Annotated in this window: 22 protein-coding genes; 6 read left to right on the top strand and 16 right to left on the bottom strand. The window is 62.9% G+C overall.

Annotation, left to right across the window (positions count from 1 at the left end; genetic code table 11):
* Window positions 1-136: 136 nt before the first annotated feature.
* A complete protein-coding gene (locus ABIE32_RS04155) occupies window positions 137-1,066 on the bottom strand; it encodes an amino acid ABC transporter substrate-binding protein (RefSeq protein WP_429014203.1) in 930 nt (309 codons plus the stop codon).
* Window positions 1,067-1,198: 132 nt separating this feature from the next.
* Complete coding sequence (locus tag ABIE32_RS04150; RefSeq protein WP_224153045.1) at window positions 1,199-1,633, bottom strand: VOC family protein; 435 nt, start codon at window positions 1,631-1,633, stop codon at window positions 1,199-1,201.
* Window positions 1,634-1,843: 210 nt separating this feature from the next.
* On the opposite strand from ABIE32_RS04150, the gene ABIE32_RS04145 reads away from it, so the two are divergent.
* Window positions 1,844-2,734 (top strand): LysR family transcriptional regulator, encoded by an 891-nt coding sequence (locus tag ABIE32_RS04145; protein WP_224153044.1) that lies wholly within the window; start codon window positions 1,844-1,846, stop codon window positions 2,732-2,734.
* A 4-nt stretch (window positions 2,735-2,738) separates the two neighbouring features.
* Here the strand turns inward: ABIE32_RS04145 and ABIE32_RS04140 are convergent, their stop codons facing one another.
* From ABIE32_RS04140 to ABIE32_RS04130, 3 genes are read right to left on the bottom strand one after another with little or no spacing between them, the layout of a single operon-like run.
* Window positions 2,739-3,572 (bottom strand): creatininase family protein, encoded by an 834-nt coding sequence (locus ABIE32_RS04140; RefSeq protein WP_429014201.1) that lies wholly within the window; start codon window positions 3,570-3,572, stop codon window positions 2,739-2,741.
* Window positions 3,573-3,785: a 4-oxalocrotonate tautomerase gene (locus tag ABIE32_RS04135; RefSeq protein WP_429014199.1), complete on the bottom strand. Its 213-nt coding sequence runs from the start codon at window positions 3,783-3,785 to the stop codon at window positions 3,573-3,575. It abuts the gene before it with no gap.
* Between the two features lie 17 nt (window positions 3,786-3,802).
* Entirely contained in the window at window positions 3,803-3,937 is a 135-nt protein-coding gene (locus ABIE32_RS04130) for a hypothetical protein (protein ID WP_263434680.1), read from the bottom strand.
* A 160-nt stretch (window positions 3,938-4,097) separates the two neighbouring features.
* Between ABIE32_RS04130 and ABIE32_RS04125 the strand changes: the two genes are divergently transcribed.
* Window positions 4,098-4,544, top strand: coding sequence for a polyhydroxyalkanoate granule-associated phasin (locus tag ABIE32_RS04125; protein WP_224153041.1), 447 nt, complete (start codon window positions 4,098-4,100; stop codon window positions 4,542-4,544).
* 64 nt (window positions 4,545-4,608) lie between these two features.
* Here the strand turns inward: ABIE32_RS04125 and ABIE32_RS04120 are convergent, their stop codons facing one another.
* Window positions 4,609-6,489, bottom strand: a complete 1,881-nt coding sequence (locus tag ABIE32_RS04120) for an ABCB family ABC transporter ATP-binding protein/permease (protein ID WP_429014196.1) — start codon at window positions 6,487-6,489, stop codon at window positions 4,609-4,611.
* A gap of 41 nt (window positions 6,490-6,530) precedes the next feature.
* On the opposite strand from ABIE32_RS04120, the gene ABIE32_RS04115 reads away from it, so the two are divergent.
* Entirely contained in the window at window positions 6,531-6,944 is a 414-nt protein-coding gene (locus ABIE32_RS04115) for an acyl-CoA thioesterase (RefSeq protein ID WP_377779273.1), read from the top strand.
* A 128-nt stretch (window positions 6,945-7,072) separates the two neighbouring features.
* Here the strand turns inward: ABIE32_RS04115 and ABIE32_RS04110 are convergent, their stop codons facing one another.
* Window positions 7,073-7,696, bottom strand: a complete 624-nt coding sequence (locus ABIE32_RS04110; protein ID WP_429014193.1) for a bactofilin family protein — start codon at window positions 7,694-7,696, stop codon at window positions 7,073-7,075.
* A gap of 260 nt (window positions 7,697-7,956) precedes the next feature.
* Window positions 7,957-8,418 (bottom strand): thioesterase family protein, encoded by a 462-nt coding sequence (locus ABIE32_RS04105; protein ID WP_429014279.1) that lies wholly within the window; start codon window positions 8,416-8,418, stop codon window positions 7,957-7,959.
* A gap of 270 nt (window positions 8,419-8,688) precedes the next feature.
* Here ABIE32_RS04105 and ABIE32_RS04100 point away from each other — a divergent pair, with 270 nt between their 5' ends.
* From ABIE32_RS04100 to ABIE32_RS04090, 3 genes are read left to right on the top strand one after another with little or no spacing between them, the layout of a single operon-like run.
* Window positions 8,689-9,747, top strand: coding sequence for a glycosyltransferase family 2 protein (locus ABIE32_RS04100; protein ID WP_429014191.1), 1,059 nt, complete (start codon window positions 8,689-8,691; stop codon window positions 9,745-9,747).
* Window positions 9,747-10,157, top strand: coding sequence for a GtrA family protein (locus tag ABIE32_RS04095; protein ID WP_395026774.1), 411 nt, complete (start codon window positions 9,747-9,749; stop codon window positions 10,155-10,157). The genes ABIE32_RS04100 and ABIE32_RS04095 overlap by 1 nt, the downstream gene beginning before the upstream one ends.
* Complete coding sequence (locus ABIE32_RS04090) at window positions 10,154-10,966, top strand: ChbG/HpnK family deacetylase (protein ID WP_429014187.1); 813 nt, start codon at window positions 10,154-10,156, stop codon at window positions 10,964-10,966. Before ABIE32_RS04095 ends, ABIE32_RS04090 begins: the two co-directional genes overlap by 4 nt.
* A 174-nt stretch (window positions 10,967-11,140) precedes the next feature.
* Here the strand turns inward: ABIE32_RS04090 and ABIE32_RS04085 are convergent, their stop codons facing one another.
* The 8 genes from ABIE32_RS04085 to ABIE32_RS04050 all read right to left on the bottom strand — a co-directional run bounded on the left by ABIE32_RS04085 (window position 11,141) and on the right by ABIE32_RS04050 (window position 20,272).
* The gene (locus ABIE32_RS04085; protein ID WP_377779274.1) at window positions 11,141-11,923 is read right to left on the bottom strand and encodes an enoyl-CoA hydratase; all 783 of its coding nucleotides are present in this window, start codon (window positions 11,921-11,923) and stop codon (window positions 11,141-11,143) included.
* An 87-nt stretch (window positions 11,924-12,010) separates the two neighbouring features.
* Window positions 12,011-12,853, bottom strand: coding sequence for an acyl-CoA thioesterase (locus ABIE32_RS04080; RefSeq protein ID WP_429014185.1), 843 nt, complete (start codon window positions 12,851-12,853; stop codon window positions 12,011-12,013).
* Window positions 12,854-13,073: 220 nt separating this feature from the next.
* On the bottom strand, window positions 13,074-14,273 hold the full coding sequence (locus ABIE32_RS04075; protein WP_429014183.1) for an acetyl-CoA C-acyltransferase: 1,200 nt from the start codon (window positions 14,271-14,273) through the stop codon (window positions 13,074-13,076).
* Window positions 14,270-14,713: an endonuclease domain-containing protein gene (locus ABIE32_RS04070; RefSeq protein WP_429014180.1), complete on the bottom strand. Its 444-nt coding sequence runs from the start codon at window positions 14,711-14,713 to the stop codon at window positions 14,270-14,272. Before ABIE32_RS04070 ends, ABIE32_RS04075 begins: the two co-directional genes overlap by 4 nt.
* Window positions 14,714-14,721: 8 nt before the next feature.
* Entirely contained in the window at window positions 14,722-17,130 is a 2,409-nt protein-coding gene (locus ABIE32_RS04065) for a 3-hydroxyacyl-CoA dehydrogenase/enoyl-CoA hydratase family protein (protein ID WP_429014177.1), read from the bottom strand.
* Window positions 17,131-17,198: 68 nt separating this feature from the next.
* Window positions 17,199-17,648 (bottom strand): DUF2147 domain-containing protein, encoded by a 450-nt coding sequence (locus tag ABIE32_RS04060; protein ID WP_429014174.1) that lies wholly within the window; start codon window positions 17,646-17,648, stop codon window positions 17,199-17,201.
* Window positions 17,649-17,686: 38 nt separating this feature from the next.
* Window positions 17,687-19,489, bottom strand: coding sequence for an acyl-CoA dehydrogenase C-terminal domain-containing protein (locus ABIE32_RS04055; protein WP_429014172.1), 1,803 nt, complete (start codon window positions 19,487-19,489; stop codon window positions 17,687-17,689).
* A gap of 18 nt (window positions 19,490-19,507) precedes the next feature.
* Complete coding sequence (locus tag ABIE32_RS04050; protein ID WP_429014169.1) at window positions 19,508-20,272, bottom strand: TetR/AcrR family transcriptional regulator; 765 nt, start codon at window positions 20,270-20,272, stop codon at window positions 19,508-19,510.
* Window positions 20,273-20,417: the final 145 nt, after the last annotated feature.

Below are 20,417 nucleotides of genomic sequence, written 5' to 3'. Positions count from 1 at the left end.
CAAGCGCTGACGTCTGTCACACCATCAAAACAAGAGCTGCTCGCGCTTGACTGTCTTGGGTTTCAATGGGTTTATGGTTTGAAACCAAAGATGGGCGAGCACGAGCAGCTCTCATTTTTGAATCATACTCACCCGTTCAGGGCCTGGCCACCTGGTAGGCCTCCATGGGCTTGTCCGACAGCTGGGCCCAAGCCGCCTGGGTGTTGGCCGATGCCGGCAGGTTCACCGTGATGCCATTGGGCGGGATCGGCTGCATGAACCACCTGTCATAGATCCTGGCAATCTCGCCGCTGACAGAAAGGCTGGCGATCTGTGCATCGAACAGTTTCTTGAACTCGGGCGAATCCTTGCTCATCATGATGGCGAGCGGCTCCACATTGAAAGGCTCGCCCACGACGCGGTACTTGCCCGGCTCGCGCATGCGTGCGATGCCGGTGGCCAGAATCTGCCCGTCTGCCACACAGGCCTGCGCGCGGCCACTCTCCAGCATGATGAAGCATTCGGCATTGTCCTTGGCCACCAGCAGCTGGATGTCCAGGCCCTTTTCCTTGGCATATTTGCGCACCAGGGGCACCGCAGTGGCACCTGCCGTGGCCGCCACGCTCTTGCCAGCCAGTTGATCGGCAGAGGTGATGCCCGAGGCAACGGTCACCGCCGTGCGCACCTCTTCCACATACAGGGTCGGCGCAAAGGCCACTTCCTTCTGGCGTGCCACATTGTTCGTGGTGGTGCCGCACTCCACATCCACCGTGCCATTGGTCAGAAGCGGAATGCGGTTCTGAGCCGTCACCATCTGGTACTGGATATCGAGGCGCGGCAGGCCCAGCGCCTTCTGCACCCCCTGCAGGGCGCGCTCGCACACGTCGACATGAAAGCCAGCGTACTTGCCATTGCCGGTGGTGAAGGACATCGCGCCCGATGCCTCCCGCACGCCCATGGTCACTGTGCTGGTGCTTTTGATCTTGGCCAGCGTGTCCTGCTGGGCCTGGGCCGCGCCGATGCCCAGCAGCACCAGGGCAGCAGCGGTCAACAAGAATTGGGCAGGTCTGGGGGTATGGCGATACATGTGGGGAGTTCCTTGGATCTTTTTTTCATGAGCAGCGGCTTGTGCCAGCCGCTTTGCCCTGGTCTTTTCGATATCTTTCGATATCTTTTTGATATCTATCAGCGCTTACCAGTGAAGCGCCTGACAGCACTTCTACTTGGCAAACAGCGATTCCATGTTCTTGAATGCCTTGAACTCCAGGGCATTGCCGCTCGGGTCCAGGAAGAACATGGTCGCCTGCTCACCCACTTCGCCCTTGAAGCGGATGTAGGGCTCGATCACAAACCGCGTACCTGCGGCGGTCAGCTTGTCTGCCATGTCCTGCCACTGCGCCATCGACAGCACCACGCCATAGTGGCGCACGGGCACATCGTGGCCGTCAACGTCGCTGCTCTGCCTGTGGCCGCATTCTTCTGGAGCCAGATGCGCGACGATCTGGTGGCCATAGAAGTTGAAGTCCACCCAGGCGTCGGAGCTGCGGCCTTCCGGGCAGCCCAGCAGATCGCCGTAGAACTGGCGCGCCACGGCAATATCGTGCACGGGAAAGGCCAGGTGAAAAGGGGGTATGGAAGCAGCTGTCGTGGTCATTTCATCGTCCTTGGTCTATCGGTGTACCGGTTTTGCTCCATTGCCAGGCACCCCAGAAAATGGAAGCGCTGGCACGAAATCACCTTGCCACTCCACAGAGGTAGCAGGCCAATTTCCAAGCACCAACCGGCACGGCAGATTGAATGTAGGACAATGCTTTGATATTTAAAAACGATATATTTTTGACCTGAGTCACAATTTTTTCGATCAATGATCACCGAACTGCGCACACTGATTGCCGTTGCCCGCATCGGCACTTTTGCCGGTGCCGGCGATGCCATCGGGCTCACCCAATCCGCCGTATCCAGCCAGATCAAGCGGCTGGAAGAACACCTGGGCTATGCGCTGTTCGACCGCACCGGCCGCTCCGCCCAGCCCAATGCCGCGGCGCGCGCCTTGCTGCCGCAGGCCGAAGCGCTGGTCCGCCAGTTCGAGCAACTGGGCCAGCACACCGGCGCGACCACACCGGTACGCCTGCGCATCGGGGCCATTGCCACCATCCATACCGGTTTGCTGACGCGGGCGCTGGCGGGCTTCATGCAGCAGCATCCGCAGGTGCATGTGCAGTTGGTGCCGGGCACCTCGATGGAGCTGATGGACCAGCTGGACAATGGCAGCCTCGATGCGGCACTCATCATCCGTCCGCCCTTCGGCATGGTGCCGCAGCTCGTCTGGCAGCCGCTGCTCAAAGAGCCTTTCATGCTGCTCGCCCACCGCACCATGCCGCAGGAAGACTGGCGCAGTGCATTGCAGCAGCAGGCGTTCATCCGCTACGACCGGCGCTCGTTTGGCGGCCGCATGGTGGAGCGTTTTCTGCGCCAGCAGCAACTGGCTCCCACCGAACGGCTGGAGCTGGACGATCTCCCCGGCCTCGTCTGCCTGGTTGCACAGGGCATCGGTGTGGCGATTGCCCCCATGGCCGATGCCTTGCTGCCGCTGCCCAGCGCAGTCAAGGCCCTCAGCCTGGGCGAATACACGTTTTACAGGGAGGTGGGCCTGCTGCGGCAGCGCAGCCATGCCCTCTCGGGCCCCATTTACCAACTGGCCGCGCACCTGCAAGCATGCGCACAGGCGCCTGCCGCCGCAACGGGCAGCAGCTGAGGAGCTATGGCTGCGGCTGTGCGCAGCGCCAGTCGAGCTGGTGGATTTCCTGCAGCAACAGGGACAGTTGCTGCGCAGCGGCATCGACCACGGCCTTTCCTTTTTCCGCCGTGGCGCCCGCCGCGTTGCCGACGGCCCCGCAGGCGTTGTAATCTTCAATGGCCCAGCCCATCTTGGCGCTTTTGCCATTGCCCAGAATGGGAAAGCGCCTCGCGCGGTCCTGCGATGTGGAATGAAAGCAGCCTGCGTGCTCCATACGCACCTGCGCGGGCGCCAGATGCAGCATCATCGACGTTTCGATTTCACCGCCATGGATGCCAAAGCGGTGCTCATCGCTACTGAACAGCCCGGTAACCGCAGCGGGCAGCGGCAAACCGCCCCAGCTGCTGCTGTACACCAGCATGCCGTGCGCCATGCGCAACTCGCGCGCCACGATATCCATCACCGCCACCTGGCCGCCATGCGTGTTGAACATCAGCAGCTTGCGGATGCCCGCACACGCCACAGCCTGGCCCATGGCCGTCCACAGATCGATGACGAGCTGCGGCGGCAGACTCAGGGTGCCGGGAAAATTCAGGTGCTCGGTGCTCAGGCCCACGTTCTGCGCGGGCAGCACCAGCACGGGTACATCGGTCGGCAGCAAAGGCATGGCCGCATCCACAATGCCTTGCAGCAAGGTGGCATCCACCGACACCGGCAGGTGCGGGCCATGCTGCTCGATGGCGGCCACCGGCAACACCGCCACGGTGCGCGCAGCCAGGCCCGAGGCCTCGCCTTCGGCGAATTCGCGGGTGCTGATGTTCTGCCACCAGCGCGACGACCAGATAGCGGCGCTCATTTACTGCTGCTGTTGTTGCTGTTGCTGTTGCTGATCGCTCCAGAGGCGCCCGCCCGTCGCCCAGTTGTGGCGCGGCACATCGAAGAAGACGATATCAACGCCGTCGGGCGATCCGCCCAGGGTGCGTACCGTGGCCTCGGTCAAGGCTTCGGCCAGGGCGCGCTTTTGCTCCACGGTGCGGCCCTCGAACAGTTCTACGCGAATGGTTGGCATGCAAGGGTCTCCGTTGGTCATTCAATCGCGGCCACCATGCAGCAAGCGCCAGCCAATTCGATCACACCCTGCGGTCGTTGCGGGCAAGCGGTCAGTTTGGGGACATTCATGCTGTTGTAGCGGCCAGTCAGTATCTTGGTGGATTTTGACATAGCGCGGCCAATTCCCCGGCTGCCTCCTGCGATAGGCACGGATGGCCCCACCTCCGCTCCTCTCTGCCAGCATTGTTGAGCATTCCCTGACAATTTGTACAAACTATCAGAAACCGGTTTCTCTAAAATCGAACCAGCGTTTTTTCAGAGAAAGTCCACCATGTCCCCCTCCTCCCGCCGCAGCAACTCCAGCGCACAGTCGCTGGCAGCGAAAAGTCTGGAGCTCTCCTGGGCTGCGCCCCAGGTGGTTGCCCAGCGGGTGAGTCGCATGATGACGGCCGGCCCCAGCCCTTCTGTGCGCGACCAGCAGGAGTTCTACCGCATGGGTAGCGAAAAGGTCGTTGCCTTCTACGAATCGTGGATGGGCATGTGGACGCAGGCCTGCACCTCGTACTGGCAGGCTGCTGCCAGCATGGTCGCAGCCCCCGAGCTGCTGACGCCCACGGCCAGCAACCCCTTCGCGCCGTTTGGCGTCGGCAAGGCCACCAAGCGCATCGTCAAGCAGCAGGTGCATGCCGTGACCGATGTGCTGAACGCGGGCATCGCCCCCGTGCATGCCAAGGCGGTGAGCAACGCAAAGCGCCTGTCGCGGACACGCAAGCCCTGATTTGGCAAGAAATGGCCTCCAGCGCTTCATACACAAGCGCCACAAGCTCACTTTTAGATAGCAATCAGGAATTTTCAGGCTGACCCTGCGCCTGGTGCTCTTCGTCCACCTGCTCGGCCACCTGCTCCAGCTTTTCGTTCTGCTGCAGCGCCCACATGTCCGCGTAGCGCCCGCCTTGCGCCAGCAATTGGGCGTGGGTGCCGCGCTCGACGATGCGGCCCGCATCCATCACCAGAATCTCGTGGGCGTCCACCACGGTGGAGAGGCGGTGCGCAATCACCAGCGTGGTCTTGCCACGCGCGGCCTGTTGCAGCTCCTGCTGGATAGCGCGCTCGTTGGCAGAATCAAGCGCCGAGGTGGCTTCGTCAAAAATCAGGATCGGCGGGTTCTTCAGCAGGGTGCGTGCAATGGCAACCCGCTGCTTCTCGCCGCCCGACAGCTTCAGGCCACGCTCGCCCACGCGGGTGGCATAACCGTCCGGCGTGGCGGCGATCATGCCGTGGATGCGCGCGGCCTGGGCGGCCTGCACCACCTCGTCGTGCGTGGCGCCCGGGCGGCCATAGGCAATGTTGTACTCCACCGTGTCGTTGAACAGCACCGTGTCCTGCGGCACGATGCCGATGGCGCGGCGCAGGCTGTCCTGCGTGATCTCGCGGATGTCCTGGCCTGCGATGCGGATGGCGCCCGCCTGCACATCGTAAAAACGGAACAGCAGGCGCGCAAGCGTCGATTTACCTGCCCCCGAAGGGCCCACCACGGCAACCGTCCTGCCGGCGGGCACGGCAAAGCTCAGTCCTTGCAGGATGGGGCGGTCGGGGTGGTAGGCAAAGTGCACATCGTCAAAACGCAGCTCGGGCTCGCCCTGCAGTTGCAGCGGGTGCGCGCCGGGCGCATCGGCCACCTCGCGCTCCTTGTCCATCAGGGTGAACATGCGGTCCAGATCGGTGAGGCTCTGCTTGATTTCGCGGTACAAGGTGCCCAGAAAGTTGAGTGGAATGTACAGCTGGATCATGAAGGCATTGATCATCACCAGGTCGCCCAGCGTCAGCCGGCCGTCCACCACGCCCTGGGTGGCGCGCCACAGCATGGCAACCAGGGCCACGGCAATGATCAGTTGCTGGCCGCTGTTGAGCACGCTGAGGCTGCTTTGGCTTTTCAGCCGCGCCCGGCGCAGCTTCTCCAGGTCCTCGTCATACCGCACCGCTTCAAAGCGTTCGTTGTTGAAGTACTTGACGGTTTCGTAGTTCAGCAGCGAATCGATGGCTTTGCTGTGCGCCGAAGAGTCAATCAGGTTGGCCTCGCGCCGGTACTGGGTTCGCCACTGGGTGACCGTGACTGTGAAGGTGATGTAGACCACCAGCGCCATGATGGTGATGAGTGCAAACCAGATGTCGAACTTGACAGCCAGGATGCCCAGCACCAGCACCAGCTCGATGAAGGTGGGCACGATGCTGTAGAGCGAATAGGAAATGAGCGACTCGACGCCTTTGACGCCGCGTTCGATATCGCGCGTCATGCCGCCGGTCTGGCGCTCCAGGTGAAAGCGCAGGCTCATGCCGTGCAGGTGCTCGAAGGTCTGCAGGGCGATGGAGCGCGCCGCGCCCTGCGTGGCCTTGGCAAACACCAGCTCGCGCAGTTCGCCGAACACTGAAGTCAGCAGCCGCAGGCCGCCATAGGCCAGCAGCAGGCCAACCGGCACCACCAGCAGCGCCTGTGCACTGCCCGGTTGAATGCCAAGCGCATCCACCACGTGCTTGAGCAGCACCGGCACGCCGACGTTGGCGACCTTGGCACCCACCATGAGCAGCAGTGCAGCCATCACGCGCCATTTGTAGGCCCACAGATAGGGCAGCAGGCGCTTCAGGGTTTCTCCATCACGAGATTCGGGTTTACCCTTGGTTTCGCTAGGGCTTGCGGGGAGAGAGGCTTCCTGAAAACGGCGCATGGAGGACAATTGTGGGATTGTTGTATCCCCTGATTGTGCCCATGAATACCGTCCGCACCACTTCCTCCGATTTGCCCACCGACAAGGAGCTGGTGCTGCGCGTCATTCCCATGCCTGCCGATTGCAACGCCAATGGCGATATCTTTGGCGGCTGGGTGATGTCGCAGGTCGATCTGGCGGGCTCGGTGCTGCCGCTGCGCCACTCACGCGGCCGCACGGTGACCGTGGCCGTCAATGAATTCATCTTCAAACAACCCGTGCGCGTGGGCGACATTCTGTCGTTCTACGCCAAGCTCACCCGCGTCGGCACCACGTCGATGACAGTGGCCGTGGAAGTGGTGGCCGAGCGCCTGTCCAAGCAGGGCCAGTTCATCAAGGTGACCGAAGCGACCTTGACCTATGTGGCAATCGACGAGGAAGGACAGCCTCGCAAGGTGCCGCCGCTATCTGCTTAAACACCAGAGCACCAGAGCGGCTCCCAAACAAAAGCGCTGCCAGGGCAGCGCTTTTTTATTGCTACTGAATCAGGAGCTATTGACGCGCAATGGACGCGCGCCACAACCTGTTTCTTGCCTGAATCCTGTCAGGCCACGCTCTCGGCGGCCTTTTCAGTCTTGGTGGTGCTGCCTGTGCTTGCAGCAGGCTTGCGCGTGCTGCCCGAGCATTCGATCTCGCCCGTCAGCTGGCCACCTTCTTCGATGATGACCTTGCCGTAGCGAATCTTGCCATGCACCCGGCCGCTGCCAAAGATCACCAGCTTGTCGCGCACCGTCAGGTTGCCTTCGAATTCACCGTGAATTTCGGCAATGTCGATCTCGGCCGAGCCGCGGAACGCGCCGTCGGCAGTGATCTGGATCACGCGCGAGTCCATGGTGGCCTCGACCGTGCCTTCCACCACCAGGGTGTCGCAATCGGTAATTTCGACGCCCTTGAGCTTGATATTGGGGCCGACGGTCAGTTTGCTGCCGGTGCCGGCATTGGTATCGTTGGAGGTCACTGCGCTGGAGTAAGAAGAAGTGGATGAAGAAGCACTGCTGAGGTCTTCGCTCTTGTTGGAGAGATTGCCCCCCAGCACCGAGCTGGCCGAACCAGCCGCCGTACTGGGCAAAGTGCTTCCGGAGGAGCTCGATGACGAGCCGCCCATGAACTTGGATGCGGAATTGTCGTTGTCACGGCGCCCGCCGAAGAAAGGGTTTTGTACAGCCATCGGATCTCCTTGTAGAAAATGACACCCCACGCTTCCCACGGCGTGCGGCTCGCGGCCCCTCTGCGAGGGGCGTTTTTCACCCTGGTGCGACCCTGCGATGAAAAAACAGAACTATGCTATTCAATTTATAGCTGTCGTGTTAACAAAATTTGACACTAGTCGTAACAAGGCCGCTGTACTGCGTCGTTTGCTATCAATATTTTCATAGCATCGACAGATTTCACAATTCCCAACAAACACCTAGGCTCTGCAAATAGTCGTCAGGAAACGATGTAGGCCGCCGTTGCCGTGGCCAGCACCTGGCCCGTGCTGTCGCAGAAATCCGAGCGCGTCGTCGCCACGCGCGAGCCCAGGCGCAGCACGCGCGCCTGCATCGCAAACGGGCCGTGCGTGCCGGGGCGCAGGTAGTCCACGCGCAGATCGATGGTGCCCAGCTTGCCAAAGCGCATCAGCCGCTGCATGACCGGCTCGCCCACGTGCTTGGCGCCCGATGCGGCCATGACCGCAATACCGCCCAGTGCATCCAGGCTGGCACTGATCACGCCGCCATGGATGCGCTTGAGCCCGAAGTGGCCGATCAGCTCATGCCGCATCTCCAGCGATGCCAGCAACGCATCATCATGGACGCCCACGAGCTTGAGCCCGAGCAACTGGTTGAACACAATGCGCTCTTCAAAGATTTCGCGCAGGCCGGCGATGTAGGGCTCATCCAGCCCCTGCATCGATACGTAGGCGGGGCCGGGGGAATGGGCCGGTAAGTGGGCAGGCGAAGCGGCAGCGGTCATACATCTCCGTGGTTGAAAAGGCAAAAGGTCCTTGAGCGAGTATGCATACAAACGGCGCTGCCGGGCAATGTGCATTCGCTCTGGTTTTCACCCAGGAGACCCGCCAAACGCACTGATGTAGACAGAGGAATCCACTGCGCAAGCGGTGCTTCATCGTCCACCCCGCCCCGCCTTGCGCTAGACTGCCAGCCATTCCGCAGACTTGCCATGCCATTACCTCCCGCCTCCCCTGCCCCTCTTGCCGTGCAGCGCCCGCCATTGCGGCTGAGCTGTGTCGTGCCCGCCTACAACGAGGCAGCCAATCTGGAAACCTTTTTGCCCGCCCTGCATGAAGCGGTGCGCCTGCTCTCGGCAGAGTGCGAGATCGTGCTGGTCGATGATGGCAGCAAGGACGAGACGTCGGCACTGGCATTGCGCATGGCCGATCGCCTGCCGCTGCAGTACGTGCAACTGTCGCGCAACTTTGGCAAGGAAGCGGCTATGAGTGCGGGGCTTGACTACGCGCGCGGCAATGCCGTGCTGTTGATCGACGCTGATTTCCAGCACCCGCTGCCCTTGATCGCCGAGATGGTGCAGTTGTGGAACAGCGGCTACGACATGGTGTACGGCGTGATCGCCGACCGGACTGCCGAGGGCGCCGCCAAGCGCCGCGGCACCCAGCTGTTCTACTACCTGATGAACCGGGACAGCCGGTTCCGCATTCCTGAAAATGCGGGCGACTTCCGCTTGATGGACCGCAAGGTGGTAGATGTGCTGCGCCAGCTGCCCGAGCGCAACCGCTTCATGAAGGGGCTGTATGCCTGGGTCGGCTTCAAGAGCGCGGCCCTGCCCTTTGTGCCCGATGCGCGCCGCAGTGGGCAATCCACCTTCAACCTGCACCGGCTGGGGGCGCTGGCGTTCGAGGGGCTGACCTCGTTCACGACCATTCCGCTCAAGGTCTGGAGCTTCATCGGCTTCTGCATCTCGGTTGCAGCCATTTTCTACGGCGTCTACATCACCGTCGAAACCTTGATTTTCGACAATCCTACCGACGGTTGGCCCACGCTGGCAGCCAGCCTGATGCTGTTCTCCGGCGTGCAGTTGTTGTCAATCGGCATGCTGGGCGAATACATCGGCCGCATCTACGACGAAGTCAAGCGTCGGCCACTGTATGTGGTGGACCAGCATGTGGCCACCCATGCGCTGCCAGTTTTGGCGCCGGGTGCTGGCGGTGAAAGCGTCGCTGCCCCCGCGATGCCAGCCGCCTCGCAGCCACCGCAGGCATGATGGCGGCCTTGCTCTCCCTGCTGCGCCGCCTGCCCCAGGGCCTGCAGTTTGTCTGCGTGGGCGGTGCAGCAGCGGCCACCCATCTGCTGGTGGTGGCCCTGCTGGTGCAGGGCCTGGCCCTGGCGCCGCTGGCAGCCAACGTGCTGGGTTTTCTGGTGGCATTCTGCGTGAGTTATGGTGGCCATGCATTGCTCACCTTTTCGGAGCATCAAGCGCCACATAGACAAGCGCTTCCGCGTTTTTTTCTGGTGGCCTGCTGCTCGTTTGCACTGAATGAAGTGCTGTACTACATCGCACTGCACCAGTGGCACCTGCACTACCTGTGGAGCCTGTTTGCCGTGCTGCTGATCGTGGCCGTCGTCACCTTTGTGGCCGCCAAGTTCTGGGCCTTTGCCAGGAGCGCCGCATGAGCCGCTCCATTGTGCTGTGCGCAGACGACTATGCGCTGCACCCCGCTGTCGACGCCGCCGTGCAGCAGCTGGCCGAGCAGGGCCGCCTGTCCGCCACCAGCTGCATGACCACTGCGCCGCGCTGGCGCGAAGCGGCGCGGGCCCTGCCCGCCCTGCGCGGCAGGCTGAACGTGGGGCTGCACTTCAACCTGACCGAAGGCCATGGCGTGCAGCCATGCGCCACCATCGGCAGCGTCATCGCACAGGCCTACACCCATCGCCTGCCCGCAGCCCGCCTGCGCGATGCCTGGCGCGAACAGCTCGATGCCTTTGAAGATGCCCTGGGCATGCCGCCCGACTATGTCGACGGCCACCAGCATGTGCACCAGTTGCCGGGTGTGCGCGCAGCCATGGTGGGGGAGCTGCAGCGCCGCTATGGCACAGACGCCGGGCAACAGCTCTGGATTCGCTCCACGGCACCCCCAGGCCGCCTGCGCTGGCAGCCCAAGGCCGCCGTGATTGCGCTGTTGGGTGGCTACACGCTCACGCGCCAGTTGCATGCACGGCGCTGGCAGATGAACCGGGGCTTTGGCGGCGTCTATGGTTTTGATGCGCCCACGCCTGCCGCGTATGGCGCGCACATGGCGCAATGGCTGGCCGCCTGCGACGACGGCAGTCTGCTCATGTGCCACCCCGCCAATGCCCAGGTGGAGGGCGATGCCATCGGCGGGCAGCGGCCAGTGGAGTTTGCGTACCTTCAATCGCCAGCGTTTGCCGATGCGCTGGCAGCGCAGAACTGCAGCATCTGGCAGGCGAATCGCAAAATTTAATAAAAAAATAGCTGCAGACGCCCTTTCATCAAGCGCCAGCAGCTATCTTTTTATGAGCAATTTATCGCTTGCGCGGCGTCATTGCTCTCAGCATTTGCTGAAATCCGGCTTTCTTTTAGCGAAAGAGGCCGCCTGCACTACGTGCATTGGCACCGCTGCGCGGCGCCATGGCTTTCAGCATTTGCTGAAATCCGGCTTTCTTTTCTCGAGGAAAGCGCTCATTGCCTCTTTGGCTGCGGGCTGCTGCAGCAGATCGGCAAACAGCTTGCCTTCTTCGGCAATGCGCGCCTGCACCGCTGCCATCTGGCCGCTCTTGAGCAGTTTTTTGCTCGCCAGCAGTGAGCCCATGGGCTTGGCGGCCAGTTTGGCTGCCTGGGCCTGGGCGATGGTGTTGCATTCGGTGGGGGGCACCACGCGGTTGACCAGGCCCACTTCCAGTGCCGCCTCGGCCATGAACGGATCGCCCAGCAACAAGGCCTCGCTGGCGCGCTGGTGGCCCATCAGCTGGGGCAGCAGCAGGCTCGATGCGCCTTCGGGGCAGAAGCCCAGGTTCACGAACGGCAGCGAGAACATCGCGTTGTCGCCCGCATAGACCAGATCACAGTGCAGCAGCATGGTCGTCCCGATGCCGACCGCCGGGCCACAGACCGCCGCCACGATGGGTTTGGGGCAGGCGGCCAGTGCCTGCAGAAACTGAAAGGGCGGCGCATTCTCGTCCGGTTTGGGACCGTTCAGAAAATCGCCCAGGTCATTGCCTGCGGTAAATACCGTGGCATCGCCCTGGAACAGCACCACGCGCACGTCGCCGCTGGTGGCGGCCTGCTGCAGCACGCTGGCCATGGCCAGGTACATGGCGCCGGTGATGGAATTCTTCTTGGCGACGCGGTTGAAGGTGATGGTGCAGATGCCATTTTCGGCCAGCACCAGGATGTCGTCGCAGGTGGATTGAATGCTCACAGTTATCTCTCCAATATCTGGGAAGCAAGCACGCCGCGTGCTTGCTTCCGTTCGGGCGCCGATGCTAACCGATCCGGCGCCCTCCATTTACTCTTTGTAATAGACCAATTGGTGGCTGGTCGCGAGCAAGGTGCCGCCCGGCGCCCAGATCTGTGCCGTCTGGTCGAAGAAGCCGTCACGAAAGCCCTGGCCCTGCGCCTGCGCCAGCACCGGCTCGCTGCCGATCTGCCGCAACTCGTCCTCGCTGGCGTGGAAGTACACGCTGAATGTGACCGTGCCAATCGGCACCCGTTTGGCTCGGCGCAGCCAGATGCGCGGAAAGAACACGTCGCACAGCGCCGTCAGTGCCTGCACATCCAAGGGGCGCGGCGGCTCGTCGCTGACCCACATGCGGGTCAGGCTCGGGCTGATGGCACCGTCCCACTGCTCCGGATAGCTGCCCAGAAGCGGGCGCACGTTGTAGCGCGAGAGCCATTCCACACGAAAATCGGTGACGTAGCGCGCCACTTCGCCAGACGGCGGCACCTGCGGCATGGCGCATTCGTCGTCCGACCAGGTCTTGCGCGCCAGCGCCGTCATCGCGGTAGCAGTCGTGGTTGTGGACCAATGGCCTTCCGCGTCCTTTTCGCGCATGGTGATGATCCAGTGCTGCGTGGAGCGGTTGGTGCGCGCAGGAATGGCTTCGATCACCACCTCGCCCTCACCCACGGCCCCCGCAAAATTCACCGTGATCGCCACCAGCTCGCCCAGGCGATCCGGGTGCTGCAGCACCGCCTGCGCCATCTGCGCCGCGGTGATGCCGCCGTAGGGTCCGACCATGTTCCAGTAATCCTTGCTGGCGCGTGTGGCGAACTGGTTGGCGCCAGCAGGCTCCATTGCCATCGCCCGGTCAAAGGGATGGCCGCCTGCAGAAGTGAAAAGGTTGCTCATTGGGACAGTTTTCGCATGAAAAGTGAAGAAAGGCTCCAGAGCCTTGCGCGCACCCATCGCGCGCCAGCTGCTTGATTGAGGCAGTTGGAAGTTGCATTTTCTGCCACTTTCAGCAACACCTGATTTGTACCACTCCCACCCCGCCAGGCGTGCCGTCTGCGGGACAGCACGCCTGCACAGAAACCTGTTCGCGCCTTTGTTCCAATATATGAACTTGGGATTACACGCGTTCCAGGATGCCGGCGGCTCCCTGCCCCATCCCCACGCACATGGTCACCATGCCGTACTTGAGTTTGTTGCGCTGCAGTGCATGCACCACCGTGGCCGCGCGGATGGCACCGGTCGCGCCCAACGGGTGGCCCAGCGCAATCGCGCCGCCCATGGGGTTGACCTTGGCCGGGTCCATGCCCAGTTGCTCCATGACGGCGAGCGACTGCGCAGCAAAAGCCTCGTTCAGCTCGATCCAGTCCATGTCCTGCAGCGACAGGCCTGCGTTGCGCAGCGCAACAGGAATTGCCTCGATCGGGCCGATGCCCATGATCTCGGGCGGCACGCCCTTGCTGGCGTAGCTGACAAAGCGCGCCAGCGGCGTGAGGTTGAAGCGCTTGAGAGCCGCCTCGCTCACCACCAGCAGCGCACCTGCGCCATCGCTGGTCTGCGAGCTGTTGCCGGCGGTGACCGAGCCACGGGCCGCAAACACGGTGCGGAGCTTGGCCAGGCCTTCAATGGAGGTATCAGTGCGCGGCCCTTCGTCCAGGCTGACCGTGCGCGAGTTGCTCACCGCTTCGCCCCTGGCGATGTCCACGCCCCGGTCGGTCACGGTGATGGGCGTGATTTCTGCGGTGAAATCGCCCGCCTGCTGCGCAGCCAGCGCACGCTGGTGCGATTGCAGCGCAAACGCATCCTGGGCGTCACGGCTCACCTTCCAGCGTTGCGCCACCTTCTCTGCCGTGAGACCCATGCCGTAGGCAATGCCCACGTCGCCTTCGCGCTCAAAGATCGAGGGCGACAGCGATGGCGAATTGCCCATCATGGGCACCATGCTCATGCTCTCGACACCGGCGGCGATCATCACGTCGGCCTCGCCCACACGGATGCGGTCTGCCGCCATCTGAAGCGCTGTGAGGCCCGATGCGCAGAAGCGGTTGACGGTAACGCCACCCACGCCTACCGGCAGGCCCGCCAGCACCGCGCTGATGCGGGCCACATTCAGCCCTTGCTGCGCCTCGGGGATGGCGCAGCCGCACACCACATCTTCAATGGCCTGCGGATCGAGCCCGGGCGCCTGCGCCAGCACGGCTTTCATCGTGGTGGCCAGCAGATCGTCGGGGCGCATGTTGCGCAGATAGCCTTTGTGCGACTTGCCAATTGGCGTGCGCGTGGCAGCAACAATGTAGGCGTCTTGTACTTGTTTGCTCATGATGACTTGTCCTCGGGGTTTCCTCCCTCTTCCGCGTGCGGGAGAGGGCCGGGGGTGAGGGCCTGCAGCACCTGTGCAAGCACCTCGTTGGTTTGTTGCAATACGTCGTGGTTCCAGAATCGCAGCACGCGCAAGCCTTCCTGCTGCAACCAGGCGGTTCGCTGCTGATCACGCAGTTGCTGTGGGGCCTTGGCATGCTGGCCGCCATCGAGCTCAACCACCAGGCCATGCTCCAGACAGACAAAATCCAGCACATACGGCCCCAGCGGATGCTGCCTGCGGAACTTGGCGTCCGCCAGTTGCCGGTTGCGCAAATGGCGCCAAAGCACCTGCTCCGCATCCGTGGCCGATTGCCGCAATGCGCGTGCGCGCTGCACCCTCACCCCAGCCCTCTCCCGCACGCGGGAGAGGGGGTTGGCGGCGAAGGTGTGCTTTTCCACGAGCTGCCTCAGTTACGAACCGGTTTGCCGGTGCTCAACATGCCCAGAATGCGCTCCTGGGTCTTTTCCTTCACGATCAGGTCGGTGAAGGCCTTGCGCTCCAGTGCCATCAGGTATTCCTCGTTCACCAGCGTGCCTGCGTCCACATCGCCGCCGCACACCACATTGGCCATATGGCTGGCGATCAGCATGTCGTGTTCGGTGATGAAACCGCCCTCGCGCATGTTGACCAGAGTGCTGCGCAGGGTGGCAGCACCGCTGCGGCCCGCCACCGGGAAAGGCTTGCGCTGCGGCGGGCGCCAGCCCGACTGCGCCATGGCCTTGGCCTGGGTCAGCGCCACAAACAGCAGCTCGTCACGGTGCGGCACGATCACATCGTCTGCCTGCAGGTAGCCCAGGGTCTGCGATTCCAGCGCGCTGGTGCCGACCGTGGCCTTGGCGGCAGCCGTAAAACCGTTGGCCAGGAAGGGCAGCAGGTCGTTGCCGGTCGAATACTGGGCATGGCGCGCGGCCTGGTAGGCCACGTTGGTGAGACCGCCAGCACCCGGCACCAGGCCCACGCCCATTTCCACCAGGCCGATGTAGCTTTCCATGTGCGCCACGCGGCGTGCGCAGTGCAGCAGCAGCTCGCAGCCGCCGCCCAGCGCCATGCCGTGCACGGCCCCCACCACCGGTATCTGCGCGTAGCGCACGGCCAGGAAGAGCTGCTGCATCACCTGCTCGATCTGGTCGATGGCCATGGGGCCTTGCAGTGCAAAGCCGGGCATCATGGCCTGCAGATCGGCACCCACACTGAACGGTGCGTCGCCCGACCAGACGACCAGGGCGTCAAAGTCCTTCTCGGCAAGCGCCAGCGCGGCCTGCAGGTCTTCCATCACATCGGGGCTGATGGCGTGCATCTTGGTCTTGATGCTGAAGACCAGCACCTGGTCATCCAGCGTCCAGGTGCGCGAAGCCTTGCTCTCAGTCAAGGTTCGGCCTGCCGTGCGCCAATCCTGCGCGGCGTCGCCCGCCTCGCCCAGCACGCGCTCGGGGAACAGCTGGCGCGCATACACCGGCAGATCGCGGCGTGGCACGAAGCGGTTTTCGGCAGCGCTCCACGATCCCTGGGGCGTGTGCACGCCACCGGCATCGGCCACCGGGCCTTCGAACACCCATTGCGGCAGGGGCTCGGTGCTGAGCGCCTTGCCAGCGTCGATGTCTTCCTGCACCATCTTGGCGACCTGCAGCCAGCCCGCTTCCTGCCACAGCTCGAACGGGCCCTGCTGCATGCCGAAGCCCCAGCGCATGGCCAGATCCACATCGCGTGCATTGTCTGCAATGTCCTTCAGGTGCACGGCAGCGTAGTGAAAGCTGTTGCGCAGAATGGCCCACAGGAACTGGCCCTGCGCGCCCTCGCTGCCCCGCAGCAGTTGCAGGCGCTCGCCCGCTGGCTTTTTCAGCATGCGGGCGTAGACGTCGTTGCACTTCTCGCCCGAAGGCACATAGGCCTGGTGCTCGGGATCGAAGCGCTCGATGCCCAACTTGGTCTTGCGGTAAAAGCCTGCCTTGGTCTTTTGCCCCAGCGCGCCATCCGCTATCAATTTGGTAATGACGGCAGGGGTCGCGTAGCTGGCGTAGAACGAATCGGTCTGCGCGCTCAGCTGGGTTTGCATCGTGCCGATGACGTGGGCCAGGGTATCCAGGCCCACCACATCGGCGGTGCGGAAGGTGCCCGAGCTGGCACGGCCAAGCTTCTTGCCGGTCAGGTCGTCCACCACGTCATAGGTCAGGCCAAAGCGATCGGCCTCGGCAATGGTGGACAACATGCCCGCCACACCCACGCGGTTGGCCACGAAGTTGGGCGTGTCCTTGGCGCGGACCACGCCCTTGCCCAGCTGGGTGGTGGCAAAGGTTTCCAGCTGATCGAGCACCTGCGGCTCGGTCGCGGCAGTGGGGATCAGTTCCACCAGTTGCATGTAGCGCGGCGGATTGAAGAAATGGATGCCGCAGAAGCGGTGGCGCAATTGCTCGGGCAGGGCTTCCGAGAGTGCCGTGATCGACAGGCCCGAGGTGTTGGATGCCAGGATCGCATGGGGTGCGACGAACGGCGCGATCTTGTGGTACAGGTCGCGCTTCCAGTCCATGCGCTCGGCAATCGCCTCGATCACCAGGTCGCAGTCCTTGAGCAGCTCCAAGTGCTCTTCGTAGTTGGCTGCCGCTATGAGATCCGCTTCTGCCGATACGCCCAGCGGCGAAGGCTTGAGCTTTTTCAGGTTGGCAATCGCCTTCTGGGCAATCGCACTCTTGGGGCCTTCCTTTGCCGGAAGGTCAAACAACACCACCGGCACGCGCACATTGACGAGGTGGGCCGCAATCTGCGCCCCCATCACCCCGGCGCCGAGCACCGCCACTTTCTTCACCACAAATCGAGACATGGATACTCCATTTTTGATAGCTATCAGCGCTTTCTGGTTAACCGCTAAAAGCCAATTTCATTCAAAACCTATTCGACGCGCGACCAGGTTTGCGTGCGGCCGAACGGGCCGATTGATCCGCGCACATCGAGCTTGCTGCCGTTGTCGGCAGGCGTGAGCTTCAAGCTGTAGGTGCTGCCGTTTTCCGGGTCAAGAATCCTGCCGTCTTCCCACACGGCCTTGCCTTCTGCCTTCTTGGCACCGCGAATGATCTCTAGCCCCACCAGCGGCTGGCCCTTGCGGTCGTCGGTGCAACGGTCGCAGACCGCCTTGGGGTCGGCGCCCTTGCGCAGCAGCTTTTCCACCTTGCCGCTGAGCACGCCGCCGCTGTCGCTGATGCGCACCTCGGATTTGGGCTCGCCGCTTTTCTCGTCGAAGGTGCGCCACAGGCCCACCGGCGAAATTTCGGCAGCGAGCGCTGGCAGTGCCACCGCCAAGCTGCCAGCCACCATCAGCAAAGGTTTCAGCAAGGTTTGCATCACGGTCTCCTTAGGTCTTTTCGGCAGCATTGCGGGTGTTAAGCCAGCGCAGCGTCGGTGTTCATCAAAAGCTTGCTGCCGGTACGCATGGTGCGCACGCGCAGGCCTGCCTCGGGGAAGAGGCGCGCAAAGTAAAAGCGCGCCGTCTGCAGCTTGCCTTCGTAGAAGGTCTTGTCAGCCGCGTCGCCTTCTGCCAGTGCGCGCAGCGCCGTCTGCGCCATGCGCACCCACCAGTAGCCCATCACCAGATGGCCCATGACGCAGAGGTAGTCGACCGAGGCTGCGCCCACTTCGTCGGGGTTCTGCAGTGCCTTGAGGCCCAGCTCGGTGGTGATGCCCGTCATCTGGCCGGCCAGTTGCGCCAGCGGGTTGATGAAATCGGCCATGCGCTCGTTCACGCCTTCTTCCTCGACCAGGCCCTGCACCAGTTTGCCCAACGCCTTGAGCGCCGCGCCCTGGTCGCCCAGCACCTTGCGGCCCAGCAGGTCAAGTGCCTGGATGCCGTTGGTGCCTTCGTAGATCATGTTGATGCGCGCATCGCGCACGAACTGCTCCATGCCGGTTTCGTGGATGTAGCCGTGGCCGCCGAACACCTGCTGGCACTGTACGGTCACATCGAAGCCCTTGTCCGTCAGGAAGGCCTTGAGAATGGGCGTGAGCAGGGCCACCTGCGCGGCATTGGCCTTGCGCACGGCTTCGTCGGGGTGGTTCAGCTCTTCATCGACCAGGGCCGAGGTGGCCACCATCATGGCGCGGCCGCCTTCGCTGTAGGCCTTGGCGGTCAGCAGCATGCGGCGCACATCAGGGTGCACGATGATTGGATCGGCGGGCAGGTCCTTGGCCTTGGTGCCCGAGAGGCTGCGCATCTGCACGCGATCCTTGGCATAGGCCAGCGCATTCTGGTAGGCCACGGTCATCAGACCCAGCGACTGGTTGGCCACGCCTAGGCGGGCCGCGTTCATCATCACGAACATGGCTTGCAGGCCCTTGTTGGGCTGGCCCACCAGGGTGCCCATGGCGCCATCGATGGCGATCTGCGCGGTGGCGTTGCCGTGGATGCCCATCTTGTGCTCCAGGCCGGAGCAGCTGATGGGGTTGCGCCCACCAAGCGAGCCATCGGCATTGACGAGGAACTTGGGCACCAGGAACAGGCTGATGCCCTTGCTGCCCTTGGGCGCATCGGGCAGGCGGGCCAGCACCAGGTGCACGATGTTGTCCGTCATGTCGTGCTCACCGGCGCTGATGAAAATCTTGTTGCCGGTGATCTTGTAGGTGCCGTCGGCCTGGGGCTCGGCCTTGGTGCGCAGCAGGCCCAGGTCGGTGCCGCAGTGGGGCTCGGTCAGGCACATGGTGCCGGTCCACTCGCCGCTGGTGAGCTTGGGCAGGTAAAGCTTCTTCTGCTCGTCCGAGCCATAGACATGGAGCGCCTCATAGGCGCCGTGCGACAGGCCAGGGTACATGGCCCAGGCCTGATTGGCGCTGTTGAGCATTTCATACAGGCACTGGTTCAGCACAAAGGGCAGGCCCTGGCCGCCGTAGGCAGTGTCGCACGACAGGGCCGCCCAGCCGCCTTCCACATACTTGGCGTAGGCCTCCCTGAACCCCTTGGGCGTGGCCACGCTCGAATCCGCCGGGTTGCGGGTGCAACCTTCAACGTCGCCGGACAGATTGAGCGGCTGTATGACTTCGGCTGCGAACTTGCCAGCCTCTTCCAGGATGGCATCCATGGTGCCGGTATCGACATCGGCATAGGCGGGCAACTGGGCAAAACGGGCGGGCAGACCCAGCACTTCTTGCATGAGGAACTGCATGTCGCGCAGTGGTGGGGTGTACTGAGGCATGGAATATCCTTTGGGGTTTTACGAAATCAACGCAGATTCGGAAGCCGCTACGGCAGAGGATGCGTGCGGTACCGGAGGGATCGGAGGGGAAACGGATAGCAGGGGCGCCAGTGCGGCGTCGATCAGCGGTGCATCGCGCCCGCTGTCCACCGCATAGCGATGGAGCACGCTGCGCAATGCACGCGTGGCATGCAGCAAGGCCTGCGGGCCGTGCAGAAAACGGGTTTCGTAGTGCAGCGAGAGGATGATGCCGTGCAGCTCGAACAGCACCTGGTCAGGCTCGACCTCGGACTGCAACTGGCCCTCCTGCTGAGACTGGGCGATTGCGCGGCGCATGGCATCCATCCAGATGCTGACCGATTCGGCGAGCGCATCGCGCACATCGCCCGGGCGATCGTCGAACTCCACCGCGCCACTGATATACAAGCTGCCATAGAGGCGGCTGGCTTCGCCCTGCTGGGCGGTGCTGCCCATCCAGCCCGCCACCATGTGCAGCAGGCGGGGCAGGCCGCGCGGTGCCGCCAGGGCGGGGCCGAAGATCTCGCGCTCGAAACGGGTGTGGTATTCACGCACGACCGAGCACTGCAGCTCTTCCAGTGAGCCAAAATGGGCAAAGACGCCCGATTTGCTCATGCCCATGGCCAGGGCCAACATCCCCAGCGACAGGCCATCAAGCCCTTCCTGTGCAGACAGCGCGAGCGCCGCATCCAGAATGGCGGCACGGGTTTGGGCACCTTTGGCCAGCTTCGTGGTTTCGTTGTTTTCAGTGGTGATTCTGGACATACATCAAAAATAGCACGGTCGTTCTATTTTTTGATTTTTGCACAATCCCCGCCCCTTGCCAATGCCTGTTGTGCAAAGCAAGGGTAAACCACAGGCCAGACTCCCAGACAAGGCTGCAGCTCACCAGCCCCTCATGCCGGAGACG

Origin of the sequence: Comamonas sp. 4034 (assembly GCF_050434545.1) — a bacterium.
In the GTDB taxonomy this organism is placed as follows: Bacteria; Pseudomonadota; Gammaproteobacteria; order Burkholderiales; family Burkholderiaceae_C; genus Comamonas; species Comamonas odontotermitis.
Note: the sequence above shows the minus strand (reverse complement) of the source record. Positions and strands in the feature narration are given on the sequence as shown.

Coding starts and splice junctions, on each gene's coding strand:
- ABIE32_RS04155 (WP_429014203.1), bottom strand. CDS start 1,066: ATGTATCGCCATACCCCCAGACCTGCCCAATTCTTGTTGACCGCTGCT.
- ABIE32_RS04150 (WP_224153045.1), bottom strand. CDS start 1,633: ATGACCACGACAGCTGCTTCCATACCCCCTTTTCACCTGGCCTTTCCC.
- ABIE32_RS04145 (WP_224153044.1), top strand. CDS start 1,844: ATGATCACCGAACTGCGCACACTGATTGCCGTTGCCCGCATCGGCACT.
- ABIE32_RS04140 (WP_429014201.1), bottom strand. CDS start 3,572: ATGAGCGCCGCTATCTGGTCGTCGCGCTGGTGGCAGAACATCAGCACC.
- ABIE32_RS04135 (WP_429014199.1), bottom strand. CDS start 3,785: ATGCCAACCATTCGCGTAGAACTGTTCGAGGGCCGCACCGTGGAGCAA.
- ABIE32_RS04130 (WP_263434680.1), bottom strand. CDS start 3,937: ATGTCAAAATCCACCAAGATACTGACTGGCCGCTACAACAGCATGAAT.
- ABIE32_RS04125 (WP_224153041.1), top strand. CDS start 4,098: ATGTCCCCCTCCTCCCGCCGCAGCAACTCCAGCGCACAGTCGCTGGCA.
- ABIE32_RS04120 (WP_429014196.1), bottom strand. CDS start 6,489: ATGCGCCGTTTTCAGGAAGCCTCTCTCCCCGCAAGCCCTAGCGAAACC.
- ABIE32_RS04115 (WP_377779273.1), top strand. CDS start 6,531: ATGAATACCGTCCGCACCACTTCCTCCGATTTGCCCACCGACAAGGAG.
- ABIE32_RS04110 (WP_429014193.1), bottom strand. CDS start 7,696: ATGGCTGTACAAAACCCTTTCTTCGGCGGGCGCCGTGACAACGACAAT.
- ABIE32_RS04105 (WP_429014279.1), bottom strand. CDS start 8,418: ATGCAGGGGCTGGATGAGCCCTACATCGCCGGCCTGCGCGAAATCTTT.
- ABIE32_RS04100 (WP_429014191.1), top strand. CDS start 8,689: ATGCCATTACCTCCCGCCTCCCCTGCCCCTCTTGCCGTGCAGCGCCCG.
- ABIE32_RS04095 (WP_395026774.1), top strand. CDS start 9,747: ATGGCGGCCTTGCTCTCCCTGCTGCGCCGCCTGCCCCAGGGCCTGCAG.
- ABIE32_RS04090 (WP_429014187.1), top strand. CDS start 10,154: ATGAGCCGCTCCATTGTGCTGTGCGCAGACGACTATGCGCTGCACCCC.
- ABIE32_RS04080 (WP_429014185.1), bottom strand. CDS start 12,853: ATGAGCAACCTTTTCACTTCTGCAGGCGGCCATCCCTTTGACCGGGCG.
- ABIE32_RS04075 (WP_429014183.1), bottom strand. CDS start 14,273: ATGAGCAAACAAGTACAAGACGCCTACATTGTTGCTGCCACGCGCACG.
- ABIE32_RS04065 (WP_429014177.1), bottom strand. CDS start 17,130: ATGTCTCGATTTGTGGTGAAGAAAGTGGCGGTGCTCGGCGCCGGGGTG.
- ABIE32_RS04060 (WP_429014174.1), bottom strand. CDS start 17,648: ATGCAAACCTTGCTGAAACCTTTGCTGATGGTGGCTGGCAGCTTGGCG.
- ABIE32_RS04055 (WP_429014172.1), bottom strand. CDS start 19,489: ATGCCTCAGTACACCCCACCACTGCGCGACATGCAGTTCCTCATGCAA.
- ABIE32_RS04050 (WP_429014169.1), bottom strand. CDS start 20,272: ATGTCCAGAATCACCACTGAAAACAACGAAACCACGAAGCTGGCCAAA.